The organism is Nocardia implantans (genome assembly GCF_035544775.1).
In the GTDB taxonomy this organism is placed as follows: domain Bacteria; phylum Actinomycetota; class Actinomycetes; order Mycobacteriales; family Mycobacteriaceae; genus Nocardia; species Nocardia implantans.
Window position 1 is genome coordinate 502,610 of the sequence record NZ_JAYKYQ010000001.1, and the last position, 17,592, is coordinate 520,201.

The 17,592-nt window shown below is 66.8% G+C and carries 13 protein-coding genes and 1 pseudogene; 6 read left to right on the forward strand and 8 right to left on the reverse strand.

Annotation, left to right across the window (positions count from 1 at the left end; all coding sequences use genetic code 11):
- Window positions 1-231 precede the first annotated feature (231 nt).
- The 8 genes from U3653_RS02330 to rpmH form a co-directional block, all read right to left on the reverse strand.
- Complete coding sequence (locus tag U3653_RS02330; protein WP_195079571.1) at window positions 232-1,239, reverse strand: ParB/RepB/Spo0J family partition protein; 1,008 nt, start codon at window positions 1,237-1,239, stop codon at window positions 232-234.
- A 70-nt stretch (window positions 1,240-1,309) separates the two neighbouring features.
- Window positions 1,310-2,263 (reverse strand): ParA family protein, encoded by a 954-nt coding sequence (locus tag U3653_RS02335; RefSeq protein WP_397069391.1) that lies wholly within the window; start codon window positions 2,261-2,263, stop codon window positions 1,310-1,312.
- 1,137 nt (window positions 2,264-3,400) lie between these two features.
- Window positions 3,401-4,192, reverse strand: coding sequence for a 16S rRNA (guanine(527)-N(7))-methyltransferase RsmG (gene rsmG / locus U3653_RS02340; protein WP_195079573.1), 792 nt, complete (start codon window positions 4,190-4,192; stop codon window positions 3,401-3,403).
- Window positions 4,193-4,335: 143 nt separating this feature from the next.
- Complete coding sequence (locus tag U3653_RS02345) at window positions 4,336-4,887, reverse strand: Jag family protein (protein ID WP_323124346.1); 552 nt, start codon at window positions 4,885-4,887, stop codon at window positions 4,336-4,338.
- Between the two features lie 114 nt (window positions 4,888-5,001).
- Window positions 5,002-6,084 (reverse strand): membrane protein insertase YidC, encoded by a 1,083-nt coding sequence (gene yidC, locus U3653_RS02350; RefSeq protein WP_195079574.1) that lies wholly within the window; start codon window positions 6,082-6,084, stop codon window positions 5,002-5,004.
- A gap of 4 nt (window positions 6,085-6,088) precedes the next feature.
- Window positions 6,089-6,487: a membrane protein insertion efficiency factor YidD gene (gene yidD, locus U3653_RS02355; RefSeq protein WP_195079575.1), complete on the reverse strand. Its 399-nt coding sequence runs from the start codon at window positions 6,485-6,487 to the stop codon at window positions 6,089-6,091.
- Complete coding sequence (rnpA, locus tag U3653_RS02360) at window positions 6,484-6,915, reverse strand: ribonuclease P protein component (protein ID WP_195079576.1); 432 nt, start codon at window positions 6,913-6,915, stop codon at window positions 6,484-6,486. Before rnpA ends, yidD begins: the two co-directional genes overlap by 4 nt.
- A gap of 21 nt (window positions 6,916-6,936) precedes the next feature.
- On the reverse strand, window positions 6,937-7,080 hold the full coding sequence (gene rpmH, locus U3653_RS02365; RefSeq protein ID WP_006550910.1) for a 50S ribosomal protein L34: 144 nt from the start codon (window positions 7,078-7,080) through the stop codon (window positions 6,937-6,939).
- 1,477 nt (window positions 7,081-8,557) lie between these two features.
- Between rpmH and dnaA the strand changes: the two are divergent.
- The 6 genes and pseudogenes from dnaA to gyrB all read left to right on the forward strand — a co-directional run.
- Window positions 8,558-9,649: pseudogene (gene dnaA / locus U3653_RS33365) on the forward strand (chromosomal replication initiator protein DnaA); the annotation flags it as partial.
- A gap of 885 nt (window positions 9,650-10,534) precedes the next feature.
- Window positions 10,535-11,710, forward strand: a complete 1,176-nt coding sequence (gene dnaN / locus U3653_RS02375) for a DNA polymerase III subunit beta (protein WP_195079578.1) — start codon at window positions 10,535-10,537, stop codon at window positions 11,708-11,710.
- A gap of 243 nt (window positions 11,711-11,953) precedes the next feature.
- Window positions 11,954-13,234, forward strand: coding sequence for a DNA replication/repair protein RecF (gene recF / locus U3653_RS02380; RefSeq protein WP_195079579.1), 1,281 nt, complete (start codon window positions 11,954-11,956; stop codon window positions 13,232-13,234).
- A gap of 351 nt (window positions 13,235-13,585) precedes the next feature.
- Entirely contained in the window at window positions 13,586-14,146 is a 561-nt protein-coding gene (locus U3653_RS02385) for a DUF721 family protein (RefSeq protein WP_195079580.1), read from the forward strand.
- Window positions 14,147-14,278: 132 nt separating this feature from the next.
- The gene (locus U3653_RS02390) at window positions 14,279-15,190 is read left to right on the forward strand and encodes an alpha/beta fold hydrolase (RefSeq protein WP_195079581.1); all 912 of its coding nucleotides are present in this window, start codon (window positions 14,279-14,281) and stop codon (window positions 15,188-15,190) included.
- Window positions 15,191-15,501: 311 nt separating this feature from the next.
- Entirely contained in the window at window positions 15,502-17,547 is a 2,046-nt protein-coding gene (gene gyrB, locus U3653_RS02395; RefSeq protein WP_067810250.1) for a DNA topoisomerase (ATP-hydrolyzing) subunit B, read from the forward strand.
- The last annotated feature ends 45 nt before the right edge of the window (window positions 17,548-17,592 follow it).

Sequence of the window (17,592 nt, forward strand, 5' to 3'; positions counted from 1 at the left end):
ATTCATCCACGCTCACGTCGCATCAATGTTTGCTCGCCAGCAAGAATAAGCGATCAACGGGAACCTGCCTCATTCCATGTCGCTGTGCTGTTGGTCGGAAGAACTTGTGTTGCTCCGCCGGGAGCGATCTACGCTCCACGGCCGCGCGGAACCGTGCCGTCACAGTGACGTTTCGGCCGGGAACCCGCACCTATCGAAACCACAAGTTGAATTTCGTCACTTCTGTCACACTCAGGGTGCGTTCCGCTCCATCAGGGCGACGATCCGTTCGAGGTCTTCGACCGACCCGAACTCGACGACGATCTTGCCTTTGCGCTTGCCCATGCTCACCAGGACCCGGGTGTCGAAGGAGCCGGACAGTCGATCGGCTACGGCTTGTAGGCCTGGCATCTCGATCGGCTTGCGCCGGGCGACGGGAGAGGGCGCGGCCGCGTCCTGCTCTCGGTTCGCCAACATGACGGCTTCCTCGGTAGCCCGGACCGAGAGTCCCTCGGCGACGATTCGGGCGGCGAGCACCTCTTGAGCGTCCGCACCCGCTTCGAGACCGAGCAGTGCCCGCGCGTGCCCGGCGGACAGTACGCCCGCCGCGACCCGGCGCTGCACCGGGATCGGCAACTTCAGTAGACGGATCATATTCGTCACGACCGGGCGAGAGCGGCCGATTCGAGCAGCCAATTCCTCGTGGGTGACGTCGAATTCCTCCAGCAGCTGCTGGTAGGCCGCCGCCTCTTCGAGCGGGTTCAGCTGCACCCGGTGGATGTTCTCCAGCAGAGCGTCGCGCAGCATGGACTCGTCCGCGGTCTCCCGGACAATCGCGGGAATCGCGGTCAGGCCCGCCTCCTGACAGGCCCGCCAACGTCGCTCGCCCATGACCAGCTGATAGCGGTCCACGCCGGGTTCGGTCCGGCGCACCACGATCGGCTGCATCAAACCGAACTCGCGGATCGAATGCACCAGCTCGGCCAGTGCGTCTTCTTCGAAGACCGTGCGCGGCTGCTTCGGGTTCGGCTCGATCTGGTCCGGCGGGATCTCCCGATAGACCGCGCCGCCGGCTTCCAGATCGGCGTTGTCGGCCGGATCGGGTACCCGATGCAAGTAGGTGGAGGGAGGCTGCGGCCCGACGGGGTCCAGACCGATGACACTCGCCGCAGCGCTGCTGAGGCCCGGTGCTGCCGTCGGTGTCGTCGGGATCAGCGCGGCGAGACCGCGCCCGAGCCCACCCTTCTTCGCCTGACTCATCGGTCTACCGACCCCTTCCTCGTTCCGCCACCAAACCCGATCGTGCCGAGCTCCGGCCCGGCCTGCCGAGTCACTCCGCCGACTTCGCGGCGACGCGCGGGGCCACCGCGCGGGCCGCCATCTCGCGTCCGGCGTCCAGGTAGCTCATCGCGCCCCGGGAGCCTGGATCATAATCGAGCACCGTCATGCCGTAACCGGGTGCCTCCGACACCTTTACGCTGCGCGGAATCACCGACCGCAGCACGACGTCACCGAAGTGCCCACGGACCTCCTCGGCGACCTGGTCGGCCAGTTTGGTGCGGCCGTCGTACATCGTGAGGATCACCGTCGAGACGTGCAATTCCGGGTTCAGGTGCGCCTGCACCAATCCGATATTGCGAAGCAGCTGACCGACACCTTCCAGCGCGTAGTACTCGCACTGGATCGGAATCAGCACCTCTTTCGCCGCGACGAGCGCGTTGACCGTCAGCAGGCCCAAGGAAGGCGGGCAGTCGATCATCACATAGTCGATGTCGTATCCGGCGATATTCGCCTCTTGGATCGCGGCTTTCAGGCGTCCCTCCCTGGCCACCATCGAGACGAGTTCGATCTCGGCGCCCGCCAGGTCGATGGTCGCGGGGATGCACAGGAGTCGCTCACTGTGCGGGCTCGTCTGGATGGCATCCCGGACCGAGACCTCGCCGATGAGCAGTTCGTAGCTGGAGGGGACACCCGAATGGTGCTCGATGCCCAGGGCGGTACTGGCGTTGCCCTGCGGATCGAGGTCGATCACGAGCACCGTCATCCCTTGATGCGCCAGAGCCGCCGCAAGATTCACGGCGGTGGTCGTCTTCCCGACGCCGCCTTTCTGGTTGGCGATCGTGATGATCCGTTGCTCATGAGGTTTCGGCACAGTCGCCTTTCCTGGATGGAGGATCTGACTCGCACGTTGGGCTTCGGCGGCTATCGGGGTCTCGCTCGGAGAGATGTGTCCGAACGGTGTACTTCCGAAGGCCTCCGTGTCGAAATTGCTGGAGTCCAGCATCCCCGGCACACGCGACGCTGTTTCCCGTGAAACATTCGCCGGACCGCTCGACATAGACAGCTCCTAACCCGAGAAACTTCAGAACACGCGCGCGACGGAACGGGTCGGCGTCGTATCTGCAACAGCCTTTGTCGGTTCGAACACGATGCACAACCGGCTTCGCGGCGCCCGATCGACCGAGCGGAGCTGCTCGCCGCTGGACAACCAGATCCCTCGTGGCACCTACGCTCACGCCCGACGCCCACTAGCTTGCCAGCACCGAGCGGTTTAAGAAAGCTGAATCGCGGCGAGGCGCAAAGCGACACGCAAAACCGCATGAATTCGCGCCGACACGCGGGGTGTTTCACATGAAACATTGCCCCGGGCCTTTGCGCGAGACGGTCGCCGTCGTGCGAACTGACGTCCGCCCGGAGCGTTTCGGGCAAGGGGATCGAACGGCAACTACGAGTGGCCATCCGCGACCAGCCGAGCCGAACTGTGCGCCGAGGCCGTGGAGACGCTGTCCATCTCCACACGAGATCCGATGGACTCGCACCGATTCACGTGAAACCTACTCAGCGCGACTTCCGGTGCGCTCAGAACTTTCCCGCTTCTCCCGCACGCGCAGGCGGCTCTCCGGGCTTGATTCACGTGAAACGCCCCGGGGGGGTGACTACTCAGTCGGTCAGAAACTCGCGCTGTTCCTTAGTGCAGCGTCGGCCCGCAGGGTCTGGATTCACGTGAAACATCCCCGGGCCGACGGCTACTCAGGTCGGTTAGCAACTCGCGCCGTTCCCGTGAGCAGAGACCGCTCGGCGGCCGGGCTTTGATTCACGTGAAACCTTCAGCGACGCATGAGCACCTCTCGATAGCTGATGCTCAACAGATCCCGCGTCGGGATGCCCCGCGCCGCTTTGATTCACGTGAAACATCGGCAGGTTGCGTGTGTGGGCGAGCTACAAGACGGAGGCGTAGTTGTATCCGTATCCCACGCCCGAACGGCAGACGCCTTCGCACTATGCCCCGAGTGCACGCGTACACCCAGGCGAACCGCCACGAGGAATCTCGCGCGCATTGCGCCCAACCGAACCGTTCCGTCAGGGTGACGAAACGTGCCCGGGTCCAGGGTCTAATGCACCGCCGCCGCGAACGGTGCTTCTACTTGGCCTTGCGTGCCGCACGCTTACGCGCACGCTCTGTCGTCGCGGTGCGAGCCGTCTTCCCGTCACGTTCGACCGCTCGTTCGGCACGACGCCGGGTGGCTCGCTCGGCGCGGGGGAGACGCTCCGCACTGATCACCATCGTGGGGGTCGTCACCAGACCGACGCCGCATTCGAGCACGACCGCGTTTCCTGCTCCGGCCTTCGCCAGCGCATCGCCATCACGTTCGAGTTCCTCGGCCGCGCTCGCACCCTTGAGGGCGAGCATGTGCCCGTGGTCGCGGAGGAGAGGGAGGGACCACTGGGCAAGTTTCGCGAGCGGGGCGACCGCGCGCGACGTGACGACATCCGCGCCACCGGCTTCCTTCATCACGCCGGACTGCTCCGCGCGTCCTCGCACCACGGTCACGTCCAGCCCCACCGATTCGATGAACTCACTCAGGAAGACGGTTCGGCGCAGCAGCGGTTCGACCAAGGTGATCCGGAGGTCCGGCCGCGCGATCGCGAGCGGGATACCGGGCAGGCCCGCACCGCTACCGATATCGACCACGGACGCGCCCTCGGCGATCAACTCGCCGAGCACCGCGCAGTTGAGGATGTGGCGATCCCAGAGGCGAGGCACCTCGCGCGGGCCGATCAACCCGCGCTCCACGCCCGCGGTGGCGAGCGCCGTGCGATATCGACGCGCGAGATCGAGTCGGTCGCCGAAGACGGTGGCCGCCGACGCGGGTGGCTCCAGCTCCGCGGGTTCCGCGGTGGTTCCACCGAGATCTCGTTCCACGTGAAACATCCTTCCGAACTCGGGTCGGTCTACGAGCGAGCTATCGGGCTCCGGACACGAACAAGGCCCCCGGTCCGAAGACCAGAGGCCCTATCCAACCACTACCCCTCCAGGCTGCGAAACATGCCGCCCGCTCCGGGGATGCCCGCGTCTCAGCCGGGAACGACCACCACGTGCCGGTTCGGTTCGACGCCCTCGCTCTCGCTGCTGACGCCCGCCACAGCCGCCACCGCGTCGTGCACGATCTTGCGCTCGAACGGAGTCATCGGCGCCAGCGACTCCGGTTCCCCGGATTCCAGCACGCGCTGCGCCGCGGCCGCGCCGAGTTCGCTCAACTCCGAGCGCCGCTTGGCCCGCCACCCCGCCACGTCCAGCATCAGCCGGCTGCGCACTCCGGTCGCCTGCTGGACAGCGAGACGAGTCAGCTCCTGCAGCGCGTCGAGCACCTCGCCGTTGCGTCCCACGAGCTTCGTCAGATCACGGCCGCCGTCGATGCTCACGACGGCGCGATCGCCTTCCACGTCGAGATCGATATCGCCGTCGAAGTCCAATACGTCGAGCAACTGCTCGAGATAGTCGCCCGCGATCTCACCTTCCTCGATGAGCGCTTCCTCGGCATCACTCACGACATCGCCGGTGTCCGCTCCGGCGTTCGCCGTCGTCGTCGCCACGGTGGCGTCCCCTCCGTCGGTCTCAACAGTCATTTGATTTCCTTCATCTGCTCATCGCGCGCGCCGGGCAATCGCCGCCGGGCGGTATTCGCGATCAAGGGGTAGCTCAGCGATCGAGGTGGGCGGCTCGGCCCACCGATAATGCGATCAGCGCTTGCGCTTCTGGTTCGCCCGGCCCCGGTTGCCCGGCCGCTTCTGCCCGGCCGGACGCCGCGGGCCGGCCGACTGCTTCGCCGGCTTCGCGGTGCCGTTCGTCGAGGCGACAGCACCGTCCTCGTCCGCTGCGGTGTCGGCAGCGGCGGCGGGGGCCTGCTTCTTCTTCACGTTGACCGGTTTGGCGCCGGGCTTGGGCGCGTTCTGCGCGCGCTGCTCCAGCTTGGCCTGCTTCTTGGCTTCCTCTTCCTTCGCCATGCGACCGAACACGAGGTGCTGCTGCCCGTAGGTCCAGATGTTGTTGGACACCCAGTACAGCAGGATGGCGATCGGCAGGAAGGGACCACCCACGAGCACACCGAGGGGGAACACCCACAGCGCGAGCTTGTTCATCATCGCGGCCTGCGGGTTGGCCGCGGCTTCCGGCGTCTGCCGCGCGACCGACGCACGCGCGTTGAAGTGGGTCGCCACACCGGCGATGACCATCAAGGGGATCGCGACGAGCGCGATGCTCAGCTTGCTCGGCACGCCGCCGTAGTCGGCGAAGGCCTGCAGCTGGGGGGTGGGGATGGTGATCCAGGCCGAGATCGGCGCACCGAAGATGCGGGCGGCCAGGAAGGACTGGACGTCGGTCGCGCTGAAGACGTAGTTCGCGGTGTTCGCGTTCTGCTCCGGCGTCATGCCCAGCTGACCGATGCCGTGCCCGGTGCGGTTGAACGAGCGCAGCACATGGAAGAGCCCGAGGAACACCGGCACCTGAGCGAGGATCGGCAGGCAGCCCATCAGCGGGTTGAAGCCGTTCTCCTTCTGGAGCTTCTGCATCTCGAGCGCCATCTTCTGGCGGTCGTTCTTGTACTTCTTCTGCAGCTCCTTGATCTGCGGCTGCAGTTCCTGCATCTGCTTGGTGGTGCGCACCTGTTTGACGAACGGCTTGTAGAGCACCAGGCGCAAGGTGAACACCAGGAACACCACGGCCAGCGCCCAGGTGAGACCGTTGTCCGCGCCGAACGCGAACCCGAAGACCCGATGCCAGAACCAGAGGATCCAGGACACCGGGTAATAGATGAAGTCGAGCACGGCTCTATGCACTCCCGTCGTTCGTGTCGCCGATCACCGCGTGCGGCGATCCTTTACAAGCTTTCGGCTCCGACCGCGGTCCGGCGGGCAGGCTCGTCTCCTGCGACGTCGCGTCGGTCGCTGCCCCGTCCGCCGGCTCGGCGCCATGCGTGCTCCGCTTCCGCTCCGGGACGGGATCCCACCCACCAGGGTGCCAGGGTGCGCATTTGGCCAAGCGCACGACCGTCAATACGAGCCCCATCAACAGGCCCCGAGTGCGCAGTGCGGTCACCGCGTACTCGCTACAGGTCGGGGTGAATCGGCACACCGGCATGCGGGTGGGGGAGACGTAGGTCCGATAAAGCTCGATCGAAAAGATCAGCACGTTCGCAGGCAGTCCGGCGATTTTCGCCCAGAGGCTCATGCCGGGCCGCCCGTCGACATACCCGCCTTGGCGCCGACGCCGAGCTTGCGCAGTGCGGTGCGCAACTGGCGCAGCAGGTCCTCCGACGACGCGGTCGCGGCGCCGGGAAGCGCGCGGATGACGACATCGGTCTCGGCGGGCACTTCGTCGACCACCTGGGCGCACATATGACGCAGGCGGCGGGCGACGCGATGTCGAATCACCGCGTTGCCCACCGCCTTGCTGACGATCAACCCGAAGCGCGGTCCGCCTACGCGGACCAGCACATCGCCCGGGATCTGATCGTGTCGTCCATTCGCGCCCACGACTCCGTCATACCCGTGTGCGAGCGCATGCACGACCAGATCACGCCTCCCGATTCGCTGGCCGCGGCGCACCGTCCGGGAGAAGTCGGCACGATGATGCAACCGATACGGCTCAGGCAACACCCGAGCGTCCGAGAGCGAGGATCAGGCAGTGAGGGAAGCGCGGCCCTTACGGCGACGCGCCGAGACGATGGCGCGGCCCGCACGGGTGCGCATCCGGAGGCGGAAGCCGTGAACCCGCGCCCGACGACGGTTGTTCGGCTGGAACGTCCGCTTGCCCTTGGCCACGGTCAACACTCCTCGAGTAGGCGGGCACCGAGTAGTGCCCGAAGTTGTCGGTGATACGTGTATTGCGCGAATGAATCGCAGGTCTGGTCATCATCGGCGCGCGTCGGTCCTGGCGCACAGTCGGTCGATCACGACCTAAACGCGGTCAGCACAAGACCGCCACCGCACCAAGGGGTGACTGTACGAGGGTACTGATCGGCTCGGGACGGGTCAAACTCGGCCCACCCCTTCGCTCGCCTCCGGTGACCAGGCCGAATCGGGCTCGCCGGACTCGGCGTTCCGGTGACGACCGTGAGTTCGTCCACACCCCTAGCCATCGCCCGCCCCACGCCACTAAGGTACTTAGCCAGGCGATTGCTGCAGAACCGCAGGTCGTGGCGTTGCCCTTCCCGCGCGTGTGCGCGTTCCACAGCTCCCCAGGGTTCTCCACATCTGTGGATAATTGTGTGGAAAGACCCCTGGAGTGGCATATTCGTAGGGCCGACGGTGCCACGCCGCTGTCCAGATGGGGGACCCGGGCAGCGTCCGAACCGGTTACGGACGTACGCAGGATCACGGGACCGACCCCGAGCATCACATTCCCCGCGTGCCCCGGCCGTCTGCTCCTATCGACCTACTCCGGGGAGGAAACTGCATGGACGACGAGCAGAACGTGCTGGCCACGGTGTGGCCCGAGGTGGTCACCGAGCTGACCACCGGGTCGCCCGACGGCGCCATTCCTCCGGTGACCCGAGCACAGCAGGCCTGGCTCAAGCTGGTCAAGCCGCTGACGGTCGCACAGGGATTCGCGCTGCTTTCCGTGCCGTCGTCGCTGGCACAGGAGGCCATCGAACGCGATCTGCGCGAGCCCATCCTCCGCTCTCTCGGCCGCCGGCTCGGCCCTCAGGTGGAAGGACTCGGCGTGCGTATCGCCGCCCCGACCACACCGACCGTCGACCGGCAGAGCAACACGCCGCGGCACGCACGGATGACGAGCAGGCCGGAGCGCACTCGGGAGGGACGGGCTCCGGCCGCCTACCCGGGTTCGGAATTCCCCGGACGCGATGCCTACCCGGGGCCGCGTTATGCACAGCCCACCGACTTCCCCGCGGCGTCCGGGTACAACGACGGCTCCGACTACCCCGGCGCCGAGTACGGGCAGGACTTCGCCGCGCCGGAGGAGTACCGCCAGCCGGAGTACGCGCACGCCGACTATCCGCCGCGCGGCGAGTACGCCACGACGGCCGAACTGCCCATGATGTCCGGGCAAGACGCCGCGCCGCGCCGCGAACCCGGGCTTCCGCCGCGACGGGAGCCTGCCATCCCGCCGGGGCAGGAGTCACTGTTCACGCCCGAGCCGTCGCCGGCCGGTGTGCGCGGCCCACTGCGTGCGCCGATGCGCGAGACCGCCGACGACGACACGGGCCTCGCGCACGAGCCGGTGCGGGAGCCGGTGGGCGACCCGCGCGGCGAGCAGGACGACGAGCCCGTGGTGAACGTCCGCAACTCTTGGCCCACCTACTTCGCCAAGTCGCAGGAATCGCCCACTCCGTCGACGTCCTCGGCCAGTCTCAATGCGAAGTACACTTTCGAGACCTTCGTCATCGGCGCGTCCAACCGCTTCGCGCACGCCGCGGCGGTCGCCATCGCCGAAGCTCCGGCTCGCGCCTACAACCCCCTTTTCGTCTGGGGCGCTTCGGGATTGGGCAAGACCCATCTGCTGCACGCGGCGGGCCATTACGCACAGCGGCTCTTCCCCGGCATGCGGGTGAAGTATGTCTCGACCGAAGAGTTCACCAACGACTTCATCAACAGCCTGCGCGACGACCGCAAGGTCGCGTTCAAGCGCCGCTACCGCGAAACCGACATCCTGCTGGTCGACGACATCCAGTTCATCGAGGGCAAGGAAGGCATCCAAGAGGAGTTCTTCCACACCTTCAACACACTGCACAACGCGAACAAGCAGATCGTCGTCTCCTCGGATCGCCCGCCCAAGCAGCTGGCCACGCTCGAAGAGCGGTTGCGGACGCGGTTCGAATGGGGGCTGATCACCGACGTCCAGCCGCCCGAGCTGGAGACACGCATCGCCATCCTGCGCAAGAAGGCGCGGATGGACCGGCTCGATGTGCCGCACGACGTGCTCGAGCTGATCGCCAGCCGGGTGGAGCGCAACATCCGCGAGCTGGAGGGCGCGCTCATCCGGGTGACCGCCTTCGCCTCGTTGAACGGCCAGCCGCTGGATCTTCCGCTGGCGGAAGTGGTGCTGCGCGATCTGATGCCGGACACCGCCGCCCTGGAGATCAACGCGGCCACGATCATGGCCGTCACGGCGGAGTACTTCAACACCACGCTCGAAGAACTCACCGGTCCCGGCAAAGCGCGGCCGCTGGCCCAGGCCAGGCAGATCGCCATGTACCTCTGCCGCGAGCTGACCGACCTGTCCCTGCCGAAGATCGGCCAGGCGTTCGGCCGCGACCACACCACGGTGATGTACGCGGAGAAGAAGGTGCGCAAGGAGATGACCGAGCGCCGCCGCGTCTACGACCAGGTGCAGGAACTCACAGCCCGGATCAAGCAGCGCTCCCGCTGAGCCTCATCCACACCTGAGCACCGCCCCTGACCTGGGGCGGTGCTTTTTTGTGGGTTGTGGATTCCTCGAGGAATCCTTGTGGAGTCCTCGAGGAATCCACCGGTTTGTCCACCGATTCGTGCACAGGTCGGGGCGACCGCCCCCGCGGGTTGCCTCACAGGGCGAATTCAACAGTTTCCCCAGGCAGACTTGCGCACATCCGCTGACCAGGGAGTGTCCGGATCTGGCCCTGTGGAATCCTCGAGGAGTCCGTGTGGAGTCCTCGAGGATTCCTCGAGCTGTCCACGAATCCGTGCACATGTGTGCACAACCGGGTGAATTCGGTGGAACAACTCGAGGAGCGCTCGAGGATGAATCCGGGACAACCTCGGAACCTCCACAGACGCCCGGTGTTCATCCTCGAGACACTCAGCGGTCATCCCCACGGCACCACGCCCCCTGAACAGCGGTTTCGGCCGCAGTCCACAGAATCCACAGCGCCTACTACTACTTCAGTTCTTCTCATTAGAGATCTCTCTTCAAAACAGGGTGTGTGGAAAGTCGGCCGAGCGACGCACGTCGCGGTGCGCTCCCGGTTTCCGGCAAGGACGACGGGACAGACCCGGACCCGGATCGCGGTTCTCGTGTCCGATCGCCATGGGGCTTCACGCGCTTCGCGGCGCGCCCTCCTCGATCCGTTCTCGCCTGCCCCACTCGCCTTCGCTCACGCTCGGCCATCCGCGGCACCGGAGGGTCGGGCTAGGTGCACGTCCCTCGCGCGGGTACGGTTTGATGTCGGTCGCCTGTGCCAGACTTCGAGGGCGGCCGATTCGGCAGGACCCTTTCGAGCACCGACACTGACGAGCCGACAACAGATCACGGAACCGGGAGAGGACAGATCGGGCCATGGAGCTTGCAAGCATGAAGTTTCGGGTCGCCCGCGAGGATTTCGCCGAGTCCGTCGCCTGGGTGGCGCGCAGTCTTCCGTCCCGGCCGCCGGTTCCGGTACTCGGCGGCGTGCTGCTGGTCGCCGACGAGGACGGCCTGACCGTCTCCGGTTTCGACTACGAGGTCTCCGCCCAGGTGCGCGTCGCGGCCGAGGTCGCAGGCCCCGGCCAGGTGCTGGTCTCCGGACGACTGCTCGCCGACATCACCAAGGCTCTGTCCAACAAGCCCGTCGACGTCTCCGTCGACGGCACCCGCGTGCTGATCACCTGCGGCAGCGCGAAGTTCTCCCTGCCGACCATGCCGGTGGAGGATTATCCCCAGCTGCCCGAAGTTCCCGAGCAGACCGGTGCGCTGAGTGTGGATGTTTTCGCGGAGGCGGTCGGCCAGGTCGCCGTCGCCGCTGGCCGCGACGACACCCTGCCCATGCTGACCGGTATCCGGGTCGAGATCGAAGGGGCGCAGGTCGTGCTCGCGGCCACCGACCGGTTCCGCCTCGCCGTCCGGCACATCGAATGGCAGCCGGCGCGGGCCGATATCGAGACCTCGGTGCTCATTCCGGCCAGAACGCTCTCGGAGGCCGCCAAGACGCTCGGCCCCTCCGACGCGCCCGTCCAGCTGTCCCTCGGCACCGGCACGGGGTCGGACGGCCTGCTCGGCATCGTGAACGCGGGCCGCAGGACCACCACCCGCCTGCTGGACGCGGAATTCCCCAAGTTCCGTCAGTTGCTCCCCAAGGAGCACACCTCGATCGCCACCCTGGCCGTCGCCGCGCTCACCGAGGCCATCAAGCGCGTCGCGCTGGTCGCCGAACGTGGCGCGCAGGTGCGGCTGGAGTTCTCCGCCGACGGCCTGCTGCTGTCCGCGGGCGGCGACGACGCGGGCCGGGCCGAGGAGTGGCTGGAGGCGGATTTCCGCGGCGAATCCCTGACCATCGCGTTCAATCCGGGTTATCTCATCGACGGTCTGTCCGCGCTGCACGCCGACCGGGTCACCTTCGGCTTCACCACGCCGAGCAGGCCCGCCGTGCTGCTGCCCGCCTCGGAGGAAGAGCCGGAAGTGCTCGACTCCGGATCGTTCGCGGCGCTGTCGAGCCCGTACATCTATCTGCTGATGCCGGTCCGGCTCCCGGGCTGATCGCCTGTGCACGACCTGGTTTCCGGCGGATCCGCTCCGCGTGATCCAGCGCGAACGAGCGGTGACGACGCTGGAAACCGCGCAGCGACGTCGGAGGAATCGACCTCCGCACCGTTGAGGACGCACTTTATCCACAGGTGTTCCACAGGGCCGTGGCTCGCCGCGCGGTCTGCGCAAGCTGCGGAAGCAATGCGTCGAACTGCGGGAATGTTCGCTTCGACGCAGGCAGGAGCGCGATAGCGGATGTTCGTCCGAGCGCTGTCGCTGCGTGATTTCCGCTCGTGGGAGCATGCGGAGCTGGAATTATCCCCAGGTCGAACCGTTTTCTTGGGATCGAACGGCAACGGCAAGACGAACCTGCTGGAAGCGATCGGCTACCTGGCCACGCTCGGGTCGCATCGGGTGGCTTCGGAAGCGCCGTTGATCCGCACCGGGACCGAGCGAGCCCGGATCGGCGCCACGGTGGTCAATACCGGCCGCGAACTGCGCATCGATGTCGAGCTCAATCAGGGCAGTGCGAACCGCGCGCAGATCAACCGCTCACCGGTCCGCCGGCCCCGGGAGATTTTGGGGATCCTGCAGACGGTCCTGTTCGCTCCGGAGGATCTCGCGCTGGTTCGCGGCGATCCCGGCGAGCGCCGTCGATTCATGGACGAGTTGTGCACAACTCGGCTCCCCAGACTGGCCGCGGTTCGCGGCGACTACGACCGGGTGCTGCGCCAGCGCTCGGCGCTGTTGAAAACCGCGGGGCGGCAAGCCAGGTCGAAGGCCGATCTGAGCACTCTGGACGTGTGGGACGGGCACCTCGCCGCGCACGCGTCCGTCCTGCTCGCCCAAAGGCTGCGGTTGGTGCACGATCTCGCGCCCTATCTCGCCCAGTCCTATGCGTCGATCGCCCCCGAATCGCGGCCCGCCTCGATCGCCTATCGCAGCGCAGCGCTGCCTCAGGAGTTCTTGGATCCGGCCAGGCCGCCGCGCCCGGAGGACACCGAGGAGCTCGAAGCGATCCTGCTGCGCGAACTCGCCGCCGCGCGACCGAGGGAACTCGAGCGCGGTGTCTGCCTGATCGGTCCGCACCGCGACGAACTGGATCTGATCCTGGGCGATTCGCCCGCGAAAGGTTTCGCCAGTCACGGGGAGTCCTGGTCGTTCGCCCTGGCTCTGCGCTTGGGAGCGTTCGAACTGCTGCGCGCCACCGGCGCCGAACCGGTACTGCTGCTCGACGACGTGTTCGCCGAGCTCGACCGCCGTCGCCGCGCCGCGCTGGCGGCCGTAGCTGCGGGCGCGGAACAAGTGCTGATCACGGCGGCCGTGCCGGAGGACGTGCCCGCCGAACTCGCCGCCGTGCCGCTGCGCGTCGAGACGGCCGGCGGCCCCGACGGCCGTGTGTCGCGGATCCTCGCCGCGGACCGGCCGGGCGACTGCGATTTCGACGGCGAGCGGCGGCACGAGCATGCCACGCCTTCGGCAACCGAGGGCGAAGGCGATCCGGTCACCGGTTCGACCGAGTCGCAGGCGCCGTAGCCATCCGCAGGCGAAGTGCGCAGATCGCCATCCACCGCCCAGGTCCACTACAGTGACCTGTCGTCGATAACGCCGATCGAGTTCTCAACAGCTGAGACCGATTCCCCAACACCTGTGGAAAACTCGTCCGATCATGACTGCCCCACTCTCTCCGAACCTGCGTCAGCAACAGCTGAGCAAGTTGAAGAACTTTGCCGCAAAACCGCCGTTTTGGGCGTGGAACAGGCTATTCGCCCGGGTGTCCTCGGTAGGAATCGGACCGGATCCGGGGGGCTGGCAATCTCGAGCAACGGTTGGGGACAACTTGATCGAAGCTGGGGACAAATCATCGGACACGGAGGCAGGAGGACGATGAGCGATCAGTCCGGGGAGCCCGGATCCGCGGGATCGGAACCCGAATTGCGCGGAATCGACCTCGCGCGGCGTGCCCTGGAGGAAGCGCGCGCGGCGGCACGGGCGAGCGGAAAATCCGTCGGCCAGGGGCGCTCATCGCCGCAGCGCAGGCTGCGGACGGGCGCCCGCAGGCGCACCGGCTGGTCGGGCGCGGGTCCGGACGACCGCGATCCACAGCTTCTGTCCAAGCTGGCCGGCTCCATCGCAAGAAGTCGCGGCTGGTCGGGGAAGGTCGCCGAAGGCATGGTCTTCGGTCGCTGGTCGGGAGTGGTCGGGGAGGACATCGCCGCGCACGCCACGCCGGTCACCCTGAAAGACGGCGTGTTGAGCATCTCGGCCGAATCGACCGCATGGGCGACTCAGCTGCGCATGCTGCAGAGCCAGATCCTCGCGAAGATCAATGCGGCGGTGGGCCAAGGCGTGGTGACCTCGCTGAAGATCTCCGGTCCCGCCGCGCCGAGCTGGCGCAAAGGAGAGCGTCACATCAAAGGTCGCGGACCGCGCGACACCTACGGCTGATCACGGTGGCAAGTACCTGATACTGGGTGTTACGTTTATCTGGAAGCGGCGTTTCACGTGGAACGCCCCGGTTCGACGTCCCCGGAAAAGCCTCGGCGTCGGATCGAAAGCGTCCGCGCAGAAGGAATCTCGATGACGATCACCACCTCGGTCGGCCCGTTTCCCGCGACCTCGACCCGTACGGTTCGCCGGGGCGACGTGGAGCTCGCGGTCTACGAATGCGGCAATCCCGAGGGGGTGCCGGTGCTGCTGATCCACGGCTGGCCCGATACCCATCTGCTGTGGAGCAGGGTGGCGGCCCTGCTCGGCGGGCGTCATCGCGTGATCGCCTTCGACAACCGGGGCGCGGGAAACAGTTCGGCGCCGGAAGCGGTCGAGGCCTACCGGATCGAAGAGCTCGCGGCCGACGTCCGCGCGGTCATCGCCGCGGTCGCGCCCGGTGAACGGGTGCACATCCTCGGACACGACTGGGGGTCGGTGCTCGGATGGGAGGTCGTGGCCGCCTCGGACGCCGCGTCGGTGATCGCGTCCTTCACCTCGGTGTCCGGCCCGAATCTGGATTTCCTCGGCGCGTATCTGCGTGGTCCGCTCACCGCGGCGCGGCTGCGCGGCGCGCTGGCCCAGGCCGTGGCATCGGCCTACACCGTCGCCTTTCAGATTCCCAAGCTGCCGGACCCGGTTCTGCGCGTGCTGTCCGGCCGCTGGCCGCGTTTCCTCGGGTTCTTCGACGGTCTGGATCCCGCCCTGGTGGAGACGGCGCCGACGCTGCGCACCGATATGGTCAACAACCTGAAGCTCTATCGCGCGAACATCCGGACCCGCCTGCGCCATCCGCGGCCGCGCCCGATCGGAGTGCCCGTTCAGTTGATCGTGGCCACCGGCGACCGCGCCGTGCGGCCCGTGGCGAACGCCGAGGCCGACCGGTGGGTGCCGCGGCTGAGCCGGGTCGAGATCCCCGCGCGGCATTGGTCGCCGATCTCACACCCGGCGGAGCTGGCGCGCCACACCGCCGCGTTCATCGCCAGGATCGACGCCGCTGCCTGATCCCCGCGCCTCGAAACCGCCACCTGTCAACGCATCTCTCAGCCCACTTCTGATGGATCGAAACCGGCGGGAGGCGCAACCGAGTCGCCGAATTCCGATTTCTCGCATCTACGCCGCCGTGAGGGGTGTCGGAGGTGGGTTGTAAGTTGGCTGTACCAGTAGGATGGTGACGTAACTAGCGGCGATACCTTCGGCGCGTTCCGCACAGTCCGCGCGTGGACCCTAATTCTCCAGCAGGCATCACCAGGGCCCCACGTGTGCTGTCCGATCGCTCTATGCCGGGATCAGCAAGTAAGGAGAGCTACCGACCAGTGGCTGCCAAAGACTCCAACGCATCGGGTTCGACCAGAGCGACCGGGAAGCAGGACTACGGTGCCTCCTCCATCACGGTACTCGAGGGACTCGAGGCGGTTCGCAAGCGTCCGGGCATGTACATCGGCTCCACCGGTGAGCGCGGTCTGCACCACCTGATCTGGGAGGTCGTCGACAACTCCGTCGACGAGGCGATGGCCGGATACGCGACGAAGGTCGAGGTCACCCTGCTGGCCGACGGCGGCGTCGAAGTGATCGACGACGGCCGGGGCATCCCCGTGGAGATGCACGCGCAGGGCATCCCCACCATCGAGGTCGTCATGACCCAGCTGCACGCGGGCGGCAAGTTCGACTCCGAGTCCTACGCGGTGTCCGGCGGTCTGCACGGCGTCGGTATCTCCGTGGTCAACGCGCTGTCGACGCGGCTGCAAGCCGAGGTCGACACCGGTGGGTACCACTGGACCCAGGAATACAAGGACGCGAAGCCAGGCAAGCTCATCCAGGGGGAGCCGACGAAGCGGACCGGCACCACCATCCGGTTCTGGCCGGATCCGGAGATCTTCGAGACCACCACCTTCAACTTCGAGACCGTCGCGCGCCGGTTGCAGGAGATGGCGTTCCTGAACAAGGGCCTCACCATCGTCCTCACCGACGAGCGGGTCAGCGACACCGAGATCACCGACGAGGTGGTCAGCGAGACCGCCGAGGCGCCCAAGCACGCCGAGGACGCCGCCGCGCCCGCCGAGCACAAGGTGAAGTCCCGCACCTACCACTACCCGGGCGGTCTGGAGGACTTCGTCCGCCACATCAACCGGACCAAGCAGCCGATCCACAACTCGGTCGTCGCGTTCACCGGCAAGGGCACCGGCCACGAGCTCGAGGTCGCGATGCAGTGGAACTCCGGTTACTCCGAGTCGGTGCACACCTTCGCCAACACCATCAACACCCACGAAGGCGGCACGCACGAAGAGGGCTTCCGCGCGGCGCTGACCACGGTGGTCAACAAGTACGCCAAGGACAAGAAGCTCATCAAGGAGAAGGACGGCAACCTCACCGGTGACGACATCCGGGAGGGCCTGGCCGCCATCGTGAGCGTCAAGGTCGGCGAGCCGCAGTTCGAGGGCCAGACCAAGACCAAGCTGGGCAACACCGAGGTGAAATCGTTCGTGCAGCGCACCTGCAACGAGCACCTCACGCACTGGTTCGAGGCCAACCCGGCCGACGCGAAGACCATCGTCAACAAGGCGGTGTCCTCGGCGCAGGCCCGCGTCGCCGCGCGCAAGGCCCGCGAGCTGGTGCGGCGCAAGTCCGCCACCGACCTCGGCGGGCTGCCTGGCAAGCTGGCCGACTGCCGGTCGAAGGACCCGAGCAAGTCCGAGATCTACATCGTGGAGGGTGACTCCGCCGGCGGCTCGGCCAAGTCCGGCCGCGACTCGATGTACCAGGCGATCCTGCCGCTGCGCGGCAAGATCATCAACGTCGAGAAGGCGCGTATCGACAAGGTCCTCAAGAACAACGAGGTCCAGTCGATCATCACCGCGTTCGGCACCGGCATCCACGACGAGTTCGACATCAGCAAGCTGCGGTATCACAAGATCGTGCTGATGGCCGATGCCGACGTCGACGGCCAGCACATCTCCACGCTGCTGCTGACCCTGCTGTTCCGTTTCATGCGTCCGCTGGTCGAGCACGGGCACGTGTACTTGGCGCAGCCGCCGCTGTACAAGCTGAAGTGGCAGCGCAGCGAGCCGGAGTTCGCCTACTCCGACCGGGAACGCGACGGCCTGCTCGAACGCGGACTCGCCGCGGGCAAGAAGATCAACAAGGACGACGGCATCCAGCGCTACAAGGGTCTGGGCGAGATGAATCCGAAGGAACTCTGGGAGACCACCATGGATCCCAGTGTCCGGGTGCTTCGTCAAGTGACGTTGGACGACGCGGCCGCGGCCGACGAGTTGTTCAGCGTGCTGATGGGCGAGGACGTGGAGGCCCGCCGCAGCTTCATCACCCGCAACGCCAAGGACGTCCGCTTCCTCGACGTGTGATCCCGCCCGAGGCGCGGCCGATGGCAAGGCGCCCGGCAGTTTCGC

Coding starts and splice junctions, on each gene's coding strand:
- U3653_RS02330 (WP_195079571.1), bottom strand. CDS start 1,239: ATGAGTCAGGCGAAGAAGGGTGGGCTCGGGCGCGGTCTCGCCGCGCTG.
- U3653_RS02335 (WP_397069391.1), bottom strand. CDS start 2,263: ATGCTGGACTCCAGCAATTTCGACACGGAGGCCTTCGGAAGTACACCG.
- rsmG (WP_195079573.1), bottom strand. CDS start 4,192: ATGTTTCACGTGGAACGAGATCTCGGTGGAACCACCGCGGAACCCGCG.
- U3653_RS02345 (WP_323124346.1), bottom strand. CDS start 4,887: ATGACTGTTGAGACCGACGGAGGGGACGCCACCGTGGCGACGACGACG.
- yidD (WP_195079575.1), bottom strand. CDS start 6,487: ATGAGCCTCTGGGCGAAAATCGCCGGACTGCCTGCGAACGTGCTGATC.
- dnaN (WP_195079578.1), top strand. CDS start 10,535: ATGGAGCTTGCAAGCATGAAGTTTCGGGTCGCCCGCGAGGATTTCGCC.
- recF (WP_195079579.1), top strand. CDS start 11,954: ATGTTCGTCCGAGCGCTGTCGCTGCGTGATTTCCGCTCGTGGGAGCAT.
- U3653_RS02385 (WP_195079580.1), top strand. CDS start 13,586: ATGAGCGATCAGTCCGGGGAGCCCGGATCCGCGGGATCGGAACCCGAA.
- U3653_RS02390 (WP_195079581.1), top strand. CDS start 14,279: ATGACGATCACCACCTCGGTCGGCCCGTTTCCCGCGACCTCGACCCGT.